This is a genomic window from Pseudomonas sp. B611 (genome assembly GCF_055407965.1).
In genome coordinates, this window is sequence record NZ_JBUZST010000005.1 from 83278 (window position 1) to 98569 (window position 15292).

12 protein-coding genes are annotated in these 15292 nt (G+C 58.9%); 1 reads left to right on the forward strand and 11 read right to left on the reverse strand.

Features of this window, described 5'->3' with window-relative positions:
• Nucleotides 1-101: 101 nt before the first annotated feature.
• From fliD to ACZRMO_RS13185, 11 genes are all read right to left on the reverse strand, one after another.
• Entirely contained in the window at nt 102-1466 is a 1365-nt protein-coding gene (gene fliD, locus ACZRMO_RS13135; RefSeq protein ID WP_463973128.1) for a flagellar filament capping protein FliD, read from the reverse strand.
• 82 nt (nt 1467-1548) lie between these two features.
• On the reverse strand, nt 1549-1893 hold the full coding sequence (locus ACZRMO_RS13140) for a flagellar protein FlaG (protein WP_463973129.1): 345 nt from the start codon (nt 1891-1893) through the stop codon (nt 1549-1551).
• Nucleotides 1894-1965: 72 nt separating this feature from the next.
• Nucleotides 1966-3720, reverse strand: a complete 1755-nt coding sequence (locus ACZRMO_RS13145) for a flagellin N-terminal helical domain-containing protein (protein ID WP_463973130.1) — start codon at nt 3718-3720, stop codon at nt 1966-1968.
• A 267-nt stretch (nt 3721-3987) separates the two neighbouring features.
• Nucleotides 3988-4917, reverse strand: a complete 930-nt coding sequence (locus ACZRMO_RS13150) for a ketoacyl-ACP synthase III (RefSeq protein ID WP_448183621.1) — start codon at nt 4915-4917, stop codon at nt 3988-3990.
• A gap of 280 nt (nt 4918-5197) precedes the next feature.
• Nucleotides 5198-6781 (reverse strand): flagellar hook-associated protein 3, encoded by a 1584-nt coding sequence (locus ACZRMO_RS13155; RefSeq protein ID WP_463973131.1) that lies wholly within the window; start codon nt 6779-6781, stop codon nt 5198-5200.
• A 14-nt stretch (nt 6782-6795) separates the two neighbouring features.
• A complete protein-coding gene (flgK, locus tag ACZRMO_RS13160; RefSeq protein WP_463973132.1) occupies nt 6796-8844 on the reverse strand; it encodes a flagellar hook-associated protein FlgK in 2049 nt (682 codons plus the stop codon).
• 10 nt (nt 8845-8854) lie between these two features.
• Nucleotides 8855-10123: a flagellar assembly peptidoglycan hydrolase FlgJ gene (gene flgJ, locus ACZRMO_RS13165; protein WP_463973133.1), complete on the reverse strand. Its 1269-nt coding sequence runs from the start codon at nt 10121-10123 to the stop codon at nt 8855-8857.
• A gap of 4 nt (nt 10124-10127) precedes the next feature.
• Entirely contained in the window at nt 10128-11237 is a 1110-nt protein-coding gene (locus tag ACZRMO_RS13170; protein ID WP_370695328.1) for a flagellar basal body P-ring protein FlgI, read from the reverse strand.
• Between the two features lie 6 nt (nt 11238-11243).
• The gene (gene flgH / locus ACZRMO_RS13175; protein ID WP_463973134.1) at nt 11244-11939 is read right to left on the reverse strand and encodes a flagellar basal body L-ring protein FlgH; all 696 of its coding nucleotides are present in this window, start codon (nt 11937-11939) and stop codon (nt 11244-11246) included.
• A 53-nt stretch (nt 11940-11992) separates the two neighbouring features.
• A complete protein-coding gene (gene flgG, locus ACZRMO_RS13180; RefSeq protein ID WP_300626829.1) occupies nt 11993-12778 on the reverse strand; it encodes a flagellar basal-body rod protein FlgG in 786 nt (261 codons plus the stop codon).
• A 62-nt stretch (nt 12779-12840) separates the two neighbouring features.
• A complete protein-coding gene (locus tag ACZRMO_RS13185) occupies nt 12841-13581 on the reverse strand; it encodes a flagellar basal body rod protein FlgF (RefSeq protein ID WP_463973135.1) in 741 nt (246 codons plus the stop codon).
• Nucleotides 13582-14151: 570 nt separating this feature from the next.
• Between ACZRMO_RS13185 and ACZRMO_RS13190 the strand changes: the two genes are divergently transcribed.
• Nucleotides 14152-15255, forward strand: coding sequence for a hypothetical protein (locus ACZRMO_RS13190; RefSeq protein ID WP_463973136.1), 1104 nt, complete (start codon nt 14152-14154; stop codon nt 15253-15255).
• Nucleotides 15256-15292 lie beyond the last annotated feature (37 nt).

Genomic DNA, 15292 nt, shown 5'->3' on the forward strand with positions numbered 1-15292 from the left:
CGTTAAACGCCACAGGCGAATAGGTTTGCTCTAACCAGTTTTTCGACCATAACGTCAAAAACTTTAGTGCAGCCGGGACGGGCGGATCACCGCCCTACCCATCACGTCGACTTCGGATTGTTCAGCGAGTTGAGCGTGGTCATGATGCTGGAGCTGCTGGCGTTGATCTTCGCGATCAAGGTATCCATGGCCGTGTACTTGGCGCTCAGGGACAACTGCAGAGCGTCCATGCGGCGATCCAGGTCAGCCTGCTGCACCGTCAGGTCGCTGAACTTCGTGTTCAAGTCCTTGACCCGCGAAGCCAGCGTACCCGTGGTGCCCACGTAGCTGTCAGTGGCTTTGTTCATGCGCGAGATCAAACCGTTGGTGCCGGTAAACAGCTTGGCGATGTCGGTCGGGTTCTTCGCCACGGCCGCATCCCACTGCTTGTCGTCCAGCGACAGCAGACCGGTTTTCTGGTCGGTTGTGATACCCATCTGCGACAAGCTGCTGATCGAACCGCTGCCCGAGCCATTGACCAGCTCGCTGCGGATGCTCGACACCAGGTCGCGCATCGACGCATCACCGGTCAATGCACCGGCCGTGGTGGTCGCCTGGTCGCCGGTCGCGGTGACCTTGGTCTGTGCGTTGATTGCGGTCATCAGCGTGTTGTAGGCGGTCACGAAGGACTGCACCGACGTCTTCAAGGTCGCCGTGTTGCTGGCCACGTTGATAGTGGTGGTCTTGCCCGTTTCCGTCGGTGCAACCAGATCCAGGGTCACGCCACTGATCGCCGACGTCACCGTGTTGCTGGTGGACTCCATCTTGATGCCATCAATGGAGTACTTGGCATTCACTGCCGCGGGGCCCTTGTCGTACCCGACCGCCAGGTCCGAATCACCGCTCAGGGTGATATCAGTGCCCACACCGCTGTTGGTGGAGCCAATGACCAGGCGCGAACCATTCGAGTCACTCAGCACGTTGGCGCTGATGCCCTGGGCCGAGAGCTGGGTGTTGATGGACTCGCGGACCTGCTGCAGGGTCGAGCCACCGCTGATGATGACGTTGTAGCTCTTGCCCGACTGGTTGATCGTCAGGGTCTGGTTTTCTTCACCGGTGTTCGCCACGGCAGCCGCGCCCGTGAAGAGCTTGCTGGTGACTTTCGAGGACGTCGCGAGGTTGTCCACCACCAGCGCGTACTTGCCGCTGGAGGCGCCATCGCCAAGGGTGACCTTGACGTTTTTGTCGTCAGTGGTCGTCGCCGCCAGGCCATTGAACGAAGAGGCGCTGTTCAACTTGGTGATTGCCGTCCGGTAAGCTTCCAGCGCACTTTTGACCGAGCCAACAGCCGACAACTGAGTGGTTGTGACCGTTTGCTGCTTGGTGATCTGGGACTGCTTGGGTGCTTTTTCAGCCCCAACCAGCGCCTTCACGATACCCTGGGTATCGTAGCCCGAACCCGGGCCGGTAATCGTTGAACTCGCCATTTTTTCTTCTCCTGTCCTGTGGCTGCCGCTTTCTTGGCGCAGTGTCGCCTATACGGCAATCAGAAACATGTTTCGTGCCAACTCAGGCCTTGCTGTCGAACAGCACGCTGCTGGCTTTGCTCAGGTCCTGCGCCAATTTCAACGCAGTCTCGGATGGAATCTGTCGAATCACTTCACCGCTGTCAGTGGCGATCACTTTGACCACGACACGACCGGTGGAGTCGTCGATGGAAAAGTCCAGGTTTCGCTGGGAAGCCTGCACAAATTCACGGATATCAGTCACTGCTTTTTCCAGCGCGTCGCGCTGCGGCTGTGCAGTGCCAGCCTGTGTCGTCTCGGTTGCAGGCCTGGCCGGCGTCGCAGTAGCAACAGTGGCCTGGGTAGTGCCAGCCGGGTAAGACGCGTTCAGCTTAATGCTCATGTCCATGTCATCACCTCATAACTGAAAAAACGGAAGGGCACGTAGACGCACCCTTCCGTTATCTAACCGCTACCGATGTTACTGAAGCAGCTTCAGTACAGCGGAGCCCAGCTGGTTAGCCTGGGACAGGATGGCGGTGGATGCTTGTTGCAGAGTTTGTTGCTTGGTCAGTTCAGCGGCTTCGGAAGCGAAGTCGGCGTCCTGTACGCGGCTACGGGCTGCGGTGGAGTTTTCCGAGATGCTTTGCAGGTTCGCCACGGTGCTGTCGAAACGGTTCTGAACCGCACCCAGCTGGGAACGCTGGCTGTCTACTTGTTGGATCGCACCTTCCAGAGCCTGGATGGTTTGCTGAGCGCTGGCAGCGTTCAGGATGCTCAGGTCGGCAACAGTGGTGTCCATTTTGACAGCGGCAGTTGTAGTTGCAGCGGCTGCAGTCAGACCCAGAGTGGACAGACCAGTACCCGCTTTGCCGTCGGCAACAGTGATGTCCTTGGTGGAGAACAGGCTCAGGGTGTTGTCAGCGTTTTTGCTGGCAGTCACACCGGTGCTGGCGCTGTTGATGGACGAAACGATGTCGGCCATGGTCGAACCAGCGGTGAACTTCACTTCAGTACCGTTCAGGCTAACCGAAGTATCAGCGCCCAGCTTGGCTTCAGTGGTACCAGCAGCCAGACCCAGTTTAGCCAGTGCACCTGCACCACCGTTGGCAGCAGCGCCAGTACCGTTACCCAGCTTGATGGCTTTGCCGTCAGCCGAAGTCAGTTCCAGACGGCCTTCAGCCGATACTGCAGCCTTGACGCCAGTACCTGGAACAACAGGTGGGCCAGCTACGTCTGCGGTTGCAGCGTTGATTTTGACAGCGATAGCAGCCAAGTCATCACCAACAGCCAGGGCAATGTTCTTGCCGTTGACGTTGATTTCAGCTGTGGCGTCGAGCTTGCCACCTACAGCTGGAGTGATGGTGGTTACGCCGCCGCTTGCGGTAGCAGTGTTCAGACCACCGACCGCACCCGAACCAATGGTGATTGCAGAGCTGGAGGTCAGTACCAGTGCGCCGGCGTTAACGGAGCCGGTCACACCAGGAACAGCACTCAGCTTGGCCGCGGCGGTAGCAGCGGTATCAGCGGTAGTGAAGGTGACGTCTTGACCATTTACCTTGAAGGTAGTGTCAGCGCCAGGAGCTGCGAAAGCACCACCAGTCTGCACGAATGCAGAAGTAACGCTCTTAGCCGGAGTACCGCCTGGCAGATCAACAGCGTTGGCAGTAACGGAAGCCGACAGAGTAGTGGTCAGGCCGTTGGTTTTGGCTTCGCTGTAAGTACCCTTCAGGCCAGTAGCGCTCAGGTCGCTCATGCCGAAAGAGATAGTCTGGTTAGCGTCCGAACCGATCTGGAAGGCAACGTTCTGGAACGAACCGTCCAGCAGGTTACGACCACCGAAAGTAGTGGTTTGGGCGATACGGGTCAGCTCACCGGATTTAGCGGTGAATTCTTGTTGCAGAGAAGCACGGTCAGCGTCGCTTTTATCACCGTTCGCGGACTGCAGAGCCAGTTCACGCAGACGTTGCAGAATGTTGGTGGACTCTTGCATCGCGCCTTCAGCGGTCTGGGCGATGGAAGTACCGTTGTTGGCGTTGGCGATGGCAACGGTCATGCCTTTGACCTGGGAGGTCAGACGGTTGGCGATTTGCATGCCAGCGGCGTCGTCTTTGGCGCTGTTGATTTTCAGGCCGGAAGACAGGCGAGTCATCGAGGTGCTCAGAGCATCACCGGCTTTGTTCAGGTTTTTCTGAACGGACAGGGAAGTGATGTTGGTGTTTACTGTTAAAGCCATGACGAAATCCTCGTGGGGTTGTTTACTGCGGCTTCCGGCCCTGGCAACCGCCGGGTGTGGCCTAGAGAACCTTCGTAATAGTTATCGTCGTGTGTGCCGGTTGCTTGAGTCTTTTTTTTGATTTTTTTAATGGCGCGGTGCCACCCCTTGCAATTCAAGGGCTTACATAAGTGTAAAACCCAGCATTCATTGGCTTTTCTGGCGCCAAATAAAAAACGCCGATGATCTCTCGATCATCGGCGTTTTTTTGTGTTGCCGGTTAAAGCGTCACGGACGATAGAGAATCGCCGAGCCCCACGACAGGCCCACGCCAAAACCACTGATCGCCACACGCTTCCAGGTGGCGTCCATCACGTGCTTTTCCAGCAGCAGTGGAATGCTCGATGACACGGTGTTGCCGGTCTCGACCATGTCCTTGATGAACTTCTCCACTGGCGCCTCTTCAAAGCGGCGCGCCACGGCATCGACAATCGCCGCACTGCCCTGGTGAATGCAGAAGGCATCGATGTCGTCGGCCTTGAGGTCCGACTCATTGAGCAGCTCGTGCAAATGCGCTGGCACTTTGAGCAGCGCGAAGTTGAACACCTGGCGGCCGTTCATGAAGAACACGCCGTCGCTGACCTTCAGGTGCGGCGCGCCGGAACCGTCGGTGCCGAACTTCGACTTGCCCAGCAACCAAGGGGCGTCCTCGCCCATCCAGGTAGCCGTGGCAGCGTCGCCGAACAGCATGGTGGTGTTGCGGTCTTCTGGGTCGACGATCTTCGAATACGGGTCGGCGGTGATCAGCAGGCCGTTTTTCAGGCCCGCGGCTTCCATGAAGCCCTTCATCGCATAGATGCCGTAGACGTAGCCGGAGCAGCCCAGGGAGATATCGAACGCGGCCACGTGGGTCGGCAGGCCCAGTTTGTCCTGGACGATGGCGGCGGTGTGGGGCAAACCCTCTTCGTCACCGTTCTGGGTGACGACGATCAGCGCGTCGATGGACTCGCGCTTCAACTCCGGGTTGTTGGCAAACAAAGCGTTGACTGCCTCGACACACAGATCGGAGGTTTCCTGGGCAGCTTCCTTGCGCGGCAGGAACGCCGAACCGATCTTGCCAATGATGAATTCTTCATCCTTGGCGAATTTGGCACCCTGGGCGTAGTTATCGATGCCGTCGGCCGGCACGTAACTGGCGATGCTTTTTATGCCAATCATTGTGGCTTCCCAATACTAAATAGCTGGAGAACACCCCGCGAACTGCCTCGCGAAGTGGTGACAATAAAGGGGATAACCCCGTAAAGAACTCGCTGAAAGCCGCTCTGCAAGGAGGCTGAGACGACTTATCCTTTTCACACGATACAGTGAAGATGCGCTTTATGACTCACAGGTCACCTAATTGTGTGTGCTTTCTGCAAAACCTTCAAACAATTAAGTCCCGGAAACGACAACGGCCCAGCCTGTTTCCAGGCTGAGCCGTTGCTGTGCAGCGGGCCGCTTACATCTTGTTGAACAGGCTCAGCTGGGAGATTTTCACGAATGCCAGCTGCGAGGCTTGCAGCATGGTTTGTTGCAGGCTCAGATTAATCGACGCTTCCGCCAGGTCGATGTTGCCCAGCGAGCTCATGGTCGAGTCATTGGCAATGCCCAGGCTGGTGTTTTCCGTGCTTTGCAACGTCAATGCAGCCCCGCGAGCCCCAACCGAACCCAGTACTTGGCCAACCTGGATCTTGGCGTTGGCCAAATTGCCGATGGACCGCGCGACCACATCCTTGAGCTCCTTCTGCGCAGCCGGGTTGCCGTCTGCCGGCGTCTCAAGAACTTTGCGCAGGTGAGTGAGGGTGTCGAGCACGTTTTCATTCTTGCTGCTGGTCGCGCCGACCGTGAATTGGTCGCCGTCACCCGGGGCGGAGGTGACTGCAAACTGCACGCCCGCCACGGTAATCGAGGTGGAGCCCGCCGCCAGGGTGTCATTGGCGATGGATTTGCTGTCCGCCGTGTACGGCTGCGCGTAGACGTTATAGCTACCGCCAGCGCCGAACTTGATGACAACGCCGGAGTTGGGGAAGGTGCTGGCGTAAGCCGCCTGATCGGTCACCGTGCCACCGGTCAACTGCGCGGTGGTCTGATTGCTCGGGGTGCGCGACACACTGAACGTGTCCGGCTTGAGCGCCAGCGTGAACTCCCGGTCCTTCACCAGAGCATCCGAATCCGCGCCTGGCTTCACGCCTTCGCCCAAATTGAAGCCGATATCGAACTTGACCCCGCGCAGGTTGACCGTCGACGCGCCCTCTTTGGTTGCGTCAAACGTGCCGTTGCCCTGGATCTCGGACGTGACGTCCTTGCCAGCGCTGTCAGTCACGGTGTACTGGGTGCTGCTGGTGAACTTCAGCGAATACGGCTGGCCGCTGGCAAAACTGCTGGTGGTACCGGCAGTAATAAGGCCGGCGGACACCGTCACCTTGTAGTCATCGACGTCAGGCGGCGTCAGCACACGGGTCGTTTGTGTACGGCCGGTGTTGCCCGAGCTTTCGAGGATGGTCTTCGCGGTATCACCCATTGAGATCGACAGGTTCTCAGCCACTTTCAGGCTCAACGGCGTCTCATCACCCTGATAGGTGTAGGTGCCATCGTTGTTACGGGTGTAAGGCGGCGTATCGGTCTTGCTGCCGGAGAACATGTAGTTGCCGCTGGCATCCTTGGTGTTGAGCAAGCCCAGCACCTGGTCCTGGATCGAACCAATCGAATCGGCCAAGGCCTTGCGGTCAGCGTCGCTGATGCCGATGTTACCGGCCTGCAACGCCAGCTCACTGGCCTTCTGCAACGCATTGTTGAGGTTATCCAGCACACCGTTTTCGTTGTTCAGCGAGTTGGTCAACGTGTCGATATTGCCGTTGAACTGCCCGAGCATGTCTTTCTGCTGTTGCAGCATCAGCAAGCGCGCTGCGGCGACCGGATCATCCGCGGCGGTTTGCACGCGCACGCCGGAAGTGGTCTGGTCCTGGGCCTTCACCAAACTGGAATAGTTCGACTGATACTTGGCAGTGCTGGCTTCGAAGTACTGCTGTGTAGAAATACGCATCGTCCCAGACTCCCTTAAAGACTATTGATCAATGTAGTGAAGGTTTCTTGCGCGGCCTTGATGATCTGCGACGACGCGGTGTAGTACTGCTGGAACTTGATCATGTCGCCGGCCTCGTCATCCAGGTTGACCCCGGACACTGCGTTGCGCGCTTCCTTGTTGGCCGCCAGCAAGGCGCCCGTCGCGGCAACGTCAACAGCGGACTGGCTGGCCTTTGCACCCACTTGTGACACCAGGCGGCTGTTGGCCCCCACCAGGCTCACGCCGGTGTTACCGTCACCCATGCCCACCGTGGCCTTGGTCTGCAAATCAAGCAATTGCTGCGCGTTGCGGCCGTCGGACTTACCGGCGCTGTTGAACGAGAACGTGGTGCTGTCACCGTCAGCCGGCGAGCCGTTGATGGTGGTGTCGAATTTGAAGCCCGAACCCGGGATCGGCGTACCGCTGGCATCCAGCTCGGGCACATTGATGGTGATCTTGTTGCCCTGCCCCGGCACGATGGTGCCGGTGCCAATCGCCTTGCCCTGGGCGTTGCTGATCGTATACGACTGCGTACCGTCAGCCGCCGGCTTGCCGAAGACCATTTTTACCGGCATCAAGCCTTCGATGTTCGCGCGCAACTTCGCCGAGTCGGCGCCGCCGTGGATATCAATTGGCGCGGTCAAGGACGGCTGGGAAAAGGTACCAGTGCCGGTGTTGGTCTTGCTGCTGTCACCTACCAGCGGGCCAGCGAACGCGAGCTTGTTGGCGTCAGCCATCTCGACACCAATGGCGCTGGCACCGTTGGCCGTCGGGCTGACCTTGAAGGTGTCGCCATACCCCATCGTGCCTTTGCCATCGAGCGTCACGGTCACGCCGTCAAACGACACCGGCGTGGTGGTCGAGCTGATATCGAAGTTGCCCATGGACTTACCGTCCGAGCGCTCCACGGTGATGATGTTCGGGTTGGTCTTGTCGCTGAAGGTGATCTTGTAGTCATAGGTCGTCAGCTTGCTGCTGTCGTTGATCGTCACATTCAGGTTGCTGGACGCGGCACTGTTGCCCGCCGCCGCCTGGCTGCGCGAAGCAATGGCGGTGGCGCTGTTGATGTCCTTGAACAGCGATTGGCCGAAATCGCCATTCAAATCCAGGCCCTGGCCCAGCTGATTGTTGATCGTATCCGCAGTGGCAATGGCCAGACGTCCCAGCTCGTTGATGGCTGGCATCAGGGCGTCGCTGCGATAGCGCAACAAGCCGCCAATGCTGCCGCCGCTGATGACCGAGCCCATGTCCAGGGCAGTGCCATTGACGTTCAGCTGGATGGTGTACTGGCTGTTGTCGTCTTTGCTCGGCACCGCCGAAATAGTGTTGGAAATCCCACCTTCCACCAGCGACTGGCCACTGCCGGTGTTGATGCTGAATTGACCGTTCTTTTCCGTTGCGGTGACGCCGATCAGCTCATTGAGCGCACGCACGGCCTCGTTGCGCGAATCCAGCAAATTCGCGGGCGCCGCGGTTGCGGAGCCCTGGGCTTGGGAGATTTGTTTATTCAGCGAAGCAATCGAGGAGGTCAGTTGATTGACCTGCTCACTCATAGTGCTCAGCTGGCTATTGATGGTTTCTTTTTGCTGGGTCAACTGCGTCGAGATGGAGTTGAAGCGACTGCTCAAGGTCTTGGCATTCGCCACCAGCAGTTGGCGCGCCGACAGGTCGCTGGGGTTGGACGAAGCGGTCTGCAAGGTCGCAAAGAACGAACTCAGTGCCGAGGACATGCCGGTAGTCTTGTCCGACAGGACCTTGTCCACCGCACTGATCTGATTCTGATAGGTGTTGGCATCAGCGCTGAGTGACGTGGTGTTCTGATACGCCGCATCCAGATACTCGTTATACACCCGACGCACATCCGCCAGGGTCGTGCCGCTGCCGATGAACACGCCGCCGAACTGGCTCGACGCGCTGGCGTTCTGGGTGGCCTGCTGACGTGAGTAGCCCGCGGTGTTGACGTTGGCAATGTTATTACTCAAGACCGACAGCGATCCTTGAGCGGCATTGAGCCCTGACATCCCGATACTGAGCAAACTCATGATTCAGACCTTATAAATGTGTGGTTGCGCCAGCGGCAGCGTAGTTCTGGTAGCTGTTCATCGTTTTGGCGATCTGCGAAATCTTGCTGGCATAGTCTGGGTCGGTTGCGTAACCGGCCTTTTGCAACTCGCGTACAAACTGTTCCGGGTTGTCGGCCGACTTCACAACTTCTTTATAGCGATCATTGCTTTGCAGCAATGTCACGAGGTCGTGGAAGCTGTCTTGATAGGAGCTGTAGGAACGGAACTGCGCCGTTTCCTTGACCATCGCCCCATCGCGGAACTCGCTGGTGATTGCCCGGGCCTGGCCACCCTGCCAGCTCTGGCCGGCCTTGATGCCGAACAGGTTGTGGCTGCTGCTGCCGTCTTCGGCGCGCATCACTGACTTGCCCCAACCGGTTTCCAGCGCGGCCTGGGCCACCAGGTACTTCGGATCGACGCCAATGCGCGCGGCGGCCGCCTTGGCCATCGGCAACATGGTGGCGACAAATTCGTCCTGGGAGCCGAAGGCTTTTTTCGCCGGTGCCAGCGGTGGCTGGGCAATGGCGCGGCCATAGACCTGCATGCGCCCGCTCGGCACGGCAAAGCTGCGCGCGGTGCTGTTGATCACGTTGTCTTCGGCGGCGCTGTTGCGCAGTGGCGCGGCCTTGGCCACGCTGGTGTCAGTGCTTGGCACGATGCCGGCCAGCAGGCGATCCGTCAGTTTGCTCGGCAAGGAGATACGGCGCTGGTTCATCAACTCCATGTCGTTGCTGTGGGACGCCGCGGCGCCCGCCTGCGGCTCAGCCACGCGATACGCCCACAGTGGGCGCTGACCATTGGAACGGCCCAGCGGGCCCTCGGCCTGGGTACCGGCGCCGATTTCCGTCGGCACATCCACCTTCTTCGTCGGCTCAGCCGCCGCCGGGCCTTGCAAGGTGGCCGCCTGGGCTTCCACCGGTTTGTTCTTCTGCATCTGGCGCATCAGCACGTCGGCCAGGCCGATACCGCCGCCTTCGCGGGACATCGACACCGCCAGTTGCTGGTCGTACATCTCCTGGTACTGCTTGGCCGCCGGGGTGTTCATCGGGTTGTCTTTGCCCAATGCCTCAGTCGCCGAACGCATGGACTTGAGCATCTCGCTCAGGAACAGCGACTCGAACTCCTGCGCCACCTTGCGCATGTTGCCTTCGCTGTTCTTGTCGGCACCGACCTTGAGCTGGTTAAGCCGGTTCAAGTCGGAGTACGACCCCGAGTCCGCCGTGCTGCTGATCCCGCTCTTGCGCATATCCATGGCCATGGCCTCAGATCACGATCAGGTCGGCTTGCAAGGCGCCGGCCTGTTTCAGGGCTTCAAGGATCGCCATCAAGTCGCCGGGCGCTGCGCCCACCTGGTTCACCGCGCGGACAATCTCATCCAGAGTGGTGCCGGGGCCGAACTTGAACATCGGCTTGGCTTCTTGCTGGGCATTCACCCGCGAGCGCGGCACCACGGCCGTCTGGCCATTGGACAACGGCCCAGGCTGGCTGACGATGGGGTCTTCGGTGATGGTCACGGTCAGGCTGCCGTGGGTCACCGCTGCCGGCGACACCTTGACGTTCTGGCCGATCACGATGGTGCCGGTGCGCGAGTTGATGATGACTTTGGCCACCGCCTGGCCTGGATCGACTTCGAGGTTTTCCAGGATCGACAGGTAGTCCACGCGCTGGCTTGGGTCTAGCGGCGCAGTCACGCGGATCGAGCCGCCGTCGATGGCCTGGGCCACGCCAGGGCCGAGCATGTCGTTGATCTTGTCGACGACGCGCTTGGCGGTGGTGAAGTCGGAACGGTTGAGGTTCAGGGTCAGGCTGTTGCCCTGGTTGAAGCCGCTCGGCACGGTGCGTTCCACCGTGGCGCCGCCAGGAATGCGCCCGGCGGACGGCACGTTGACGGTGATCTTCGAACCGTCACGGCCTTCGGCGTCAAAACCGCCCACCACCAGGTTGCCCTGGGCGATGGCGTACACGTTGCCGTCGATACCTTTGAGCGGCGTCATCAGCAAGGTGCCGCCGCGCAGGCTTTTCGAGTTACCGATGGAGGACACGGTAATGTCCACCACCTGGCCCGGCTTGGAGAACGCCGGCAAGTCGGCACTGATGGACACAGCCGCGACGTTTTTCAGCTGCACGTTGCCCGAACCGGCCGGCACCTTGATGCCGAACTGCGACAGCATGTTGTTGAAGGTCTGCAGGGTGAACGGGGTTTGGGTGGTCTGGTCACCCGTACCGTTGAGCCCCACCACCAGGCCGTAGCCGATCAACTGGTTGGAGCGCACGCCGGAGATGCTGGCGATGTCTTTCAGGCGTTCGGCCTGGGCGACGGCGCTCAGGGACAGCAACAACGCTGCCACCATCAGCTGTTTGAAGTTCAAAATGGCCACCTAGAAAGGGAACAGCGGGCTAAGGAAGAAACGGTCGAACCAGCCCGGCTGGCTCGCATCGGCAAACGAACCCGTACCCGAATAGGTAATGCGCGCATCGGCAATCCGCGTGGACGGCACGGTGTTGTCGGTGGAGATGTCATCGGCACGCACCATGCCGGCAATCCGCACCAGCTCGTCGCCGGTGTTGAGGGTCATCCACTTTTCACCGCGCACGGCGATGATGCCGTTGGGCAACACATCGGCCACGGTCACGGTGATCGAACCGGTCAGGCTGTTGCCCTGCCCCGCCGCGCTCTTGCCGTTGGTGGCACGGTCGCCGCTGTAGCCGGCGTCCAGGCTCAAGTCACCACTGCCCAGCGGGTTGTTGGTGTTGGGCACGCCACCAAACAGGGAGGTCAGGCCGAGGCTGGCCTTGCTGGTCTTGCCGATCTGCGAGTTGGCATTCTTGCTGGCCTGGGTCTTCTCGTTCAGGGTGATGGTGATGATGTCACCGACCCGGAACGCCTTGCGGTCGCTGTACAGGTTCTGTTCGAAACCGGCCTGGTAGATCGAGCCATTGTTGGCCGCCGCCGGCAACGGCGTGCGCGGCAACACCGGCGCGTAGTACGGGTCATTGGGTTTCGGCGTCGGGGCGACACAGCCCGCGAGCACGGTAATCCCACTCAATGCCAGAACAGAAACGTAGCGATTCATGACCCTTACCTCACGGTGTTGCAGGCGCCATCAATGGCGCCCCATAGACTTGATTACAGATTCTGCGTGACGAACGAGAGCATCTGGTCGGCGGTGGAGATCACCTTGGAGTTCATCTCGTAGGCGCGCTGGGTGGTGATCATGTTGACCATCTCCTCAACCGTGCTCACGTTGGAGGTTTCCAGGGTGCTTTGCAGCGTGGTGCCGAAACCGTTCAGGCCAGGGGTGCCGATTTGCGGCGCGCCGCTGGAAGCGGTTTCGAGGAACAGGTTGTTACCCATGGCTTGCAGGCCGGCCGGGTTGATGAAGTCGGCGGTTTGCAGGTTGCCGATCACTTGCGACGCCGGGTTGCCGGCCACGGTGATGGACACGGTGCCGTCGTTGCCGACGGTGAAGGTCTTGGCATCGGCCGGGACGATCACGGCCGGTTCCAGGGCGAAACCGTTGGCGGTAACCATCTGACCGTTGGAGTCCAGGTGGAAAGTACCGTCACGGGTGTAGGAGGTAGTGCCATCCGGTTGCAGGATCTGGAAGAAACCACGGCCGTTGATGGCCATATCCAGCGGCTGGCCGGTCTGTTGCAGGTTACCGGCGCTGAAGTTCTTCTGGGTGCCGACGATCTGCACACCGGTACCTAGTTGCAGGCCCGACGGCAGCTCGCTGTCCTGGGTCGATTGGGCGCCCGGCTGCTTCTTGATCTGATAGAGCAGGTCCTGGAATTCGGCACGGTCACGCTTGAAACCCGTGGTCGATACGTTGGCCAGGTTGTTGGAGATGGTGGTCAGGTTGGTGTCCTGGGCGGACAGACCGGTTTTGGCAACCCATAGAGCCGGAAGCATGCTGTTCTCCTTTGTGCGCCTGTTTGTCGGCGCCGCATCACAAATTAGTTAGTGGGTTGCAATCAGGTCATCGCCATGACGCGCGTCATGGCCTGATCGTCTTCCTTGGCGCTGTTCATCATCTTGATGTGCAGCTCGAATTGCTTGGAAAGCGCCAGCACAGCGGTCATTTCTTCCACCGCATTCACGTTGCTCGCCTGCAGGAAACCCGAGGTCAGCTTGACGCCCGCATCGGCCTGGGCCGGCTGGCCATCCTTGGTGTGGATGCTGCCATCCAGACCTTTGGTCATGTTCTTCAGATCAGGCTGCACCAGCTTGATCCGGTCCACTTCAGCCATCACGCGCGGGCCTTCGCCCATGGCGCGGATGCTGATGGTGCCGTCGGCGCCCACTTCGATTTTCTGCTGGGGCGGCACGGCAATCGGGCCACCGTTGCCCATGATCGGCATACCGTTGCCGGCGCGCAGTACGCCCAATGCATCGACGTTCATGCTCGCGCTGCGCACGTAGGCTTCGCCGCCATCCGGGGTCTGCACGGCCATCCAGCCGTCGCCGTTGACAGCGACGTCCAGGTCACGGCCGGTTTCAATCATTGCGCCAGGGCTGAAGTCGGTGGCCGGGCGTTCGGTGAGGGCAAACGCCCGCGCCGGAAAGCTGTCACCAAATACCGGCATCGAGCGCGCCTGCTCCAGGTCACGTTGGAAACCATTGGTGGAGATGTTCGCCAGGTTGTTGGCATGGGCCTTCTGCGCCAGTGCATTCTGGCTGGCGCCGGTCATTGCCACATATAGGTACTTGTCCACGCTCTTTCCTCTTTCTGACGGACGTTTGCCGCCCACCGCTGTGCTGATGAGGATTAAGCAATTTGCGAACCAACTTTTTAAAAACACCCTAAAACCCAGCCAGGACAAGGGGTTGAGGCCTCGAGACTGAAAACGCATCAGGGGCACGAGTCGAAAAAACGGCGGACTTATGCCGCTTACGGCAAGGAGCGACACCTGGAAGCGATTCCCCCACGACAGCGTGTCGCGCCCACGACCATCGTCAATACGTGATGTGAAGTTTCGAAGCAGCGTGCAACTAACCCTTCTGCCGCTTCGGTTTATTATTTCAAAATCATATACATCTCCCGCAAGCACGGGATATTGCGCTCTCTTCAAATTGGTTAATACGTATGTTTTTACTTGATTTTCCAACTTCAAAGAAAAACCATGCATTTTTCAACGCACTCCGACATACATTTACAATTACTCAACATCGCTTACTTGTGAACACTCCATCTGACTGAGTAACTTGAACCTGCGCACCAAGTACCGCCCGTAAATATCGCACCACTTACACCACCTCTTATTTCTCGGCACAGGACCTTCGCGATGCTCAAAGTCAATGACCTACCTATAATGCATTTCAGGGAGCCCTACTCTCGAAACAACCACAATTCGCTGCACGATTCGCGCTCCCACTACCGCCAGCCCCCGGAACACCACTATCACGCCTGCTTCAAAGACCATCGTATCGATCAGCGTCTTCCAGACTGGGGGCACAGGGATACGCGTCGGGATTGGGACTACCGACCCGATCGCGGACGTCCGGACATGCCCCGTGACCGGGACTATCACCCTGATCGCGGATATCCGGACATGCGCTCCGATCGGGACTGCCTGCCTGATCGTGCATATCCGGACATGCGCCGTGACCGGGACTACCTGCCTGATCGTGCATATCCGGACATGCGCAGTGACCGGGACTACCTGCCTGATCGTGCATATCCGGACATGCGCCGTGACCGGGACTACCTGCCTGATCGTGCATATCCGGACATGCGCCGTGACCGGGACTACCTGCCTGATTGCGGATATCCGGACATGCGCCACGATTCGAGATTGATCGACCGCTCCAGGCCACCAAAGCCCATCCCTGAAAATCCGACCCTCAATGCGATAGAGGCGTTACTGAACGCCCCGCTTGATCGAAAGCGAAATATCGATCACGGCATTAGCGCCAATGATGTTCGCGCAGGCAAATACGGAAAACTTTCACCTGCCATCATTAAAGAACTTAACAAACTCAAACCCGACCAAGACTATCGTCTTGTAACCCACATCACTGAAAATAAAGATAGTACAAAATGGATGCCGATTAACGGTGGTGAGCCTGTATTAATTGAGAGCCGGGATATGCAGAGTGGCGAAACCGTTCCCTATGGAGGATCGTCACTGATGAAACTTCGAAAAATAGAGAGCACACCAATAAAATCCTGGGATGAAGGGATCACTTCAGACGAACTAAAAGAAGGAAAATACGGGGTACTCTCGCCCTACATCAAAAAGAGTCTGGACGGATTGGAGCCGGGTAAAAATTATTCACTCACCACGATGGTGGGCGTTAACCCCGAAGATGGAAACACCATGGCATGGGTAGACAAAATCACCGGTAAATTCGTAGAGATCGCCACGGTCGATACCACCCCCTACTAAGAGGGGCCTGACGGCCTGCAAGTTGAACGCTGCCCCC

What these genes read in the sequence shown, in the direction of transcription:
- fliD (WP_463973128.1), bottom strand. Translation starts at nt 1,466, where the DNA reads ATGGCGAGTTCAACGATTACCGGCCCGGGTTCGGGCTACGATACCCAG.
- ACZRMO_RS13140 (WP_463973129.1), bottom strand. Translation starts at nt 1,893, where the DNA reads ATGGACATGAGCATTAAGCTGAACGCGTCTTACCCGGCTGGCACTACC.
- ACZRMO_RS13145 (WP_463973130.1), bottom strand. Translation starts at nt 3,720, where the DNA reads ATGGCTTTAACAGTAAACACCAACATCACTTCCCTGTCCGTTCAGAAA.
- ACZRMO_RS13150 (WP_448183621.1), bottom strand. Translation starts at nt 4,917, where the DNA reads ATGATTGGCATAAAAAGCATCGCCAGTTACGTGCCGGCCGACGGCATC.
- ACZRMO_RS13155 (WP_463973131.1), bottom strand. Translation starts at nt 6,781, where the DNA reads ATGCGTATTTCTACACAGCAGTACTTCGAAGCCAGCACTGCCAAGTAT.
- flgK (WP_463973132.1), bottom strand. Translation starts at nt 8,844, where the DNA reads ATGAGTTTGCTCAGTATCGGGATGTCAGGGCTCAATGCCGCTCAAGGA.
- flgJ (WP_463973133.1), bottom strand. Translation starts at nt 10,123, where the DNA reads ATGGCCATGGATATGCGCAAGAGCGGGATCAGCAGCACGGCGGACTCG.
- flgH (WP_463973134.1), bottom strand. Translation starts at nt 11,939, where the DNA reads ATGAATCGCTACGTTTCTGTTCTGGCATTGAGTGGGATTACCGTGCTC.
- flgG (WP_300626829.1), bottom strand. Translation starts at nt 12,778, where the DNA reads ATGCTTCCGGCTCTATGGGTTGCCAAAACCGGTCTGTCCGCCCAGGAC.
- ACZRMO_RS13190 (WP_463973136.1), top strand. Translation starts at nt 14,152, where the DNA reads ATGCTCAAAGTCAATGACCTACCTATAATGCATTTCAGGGAGCCCTAC.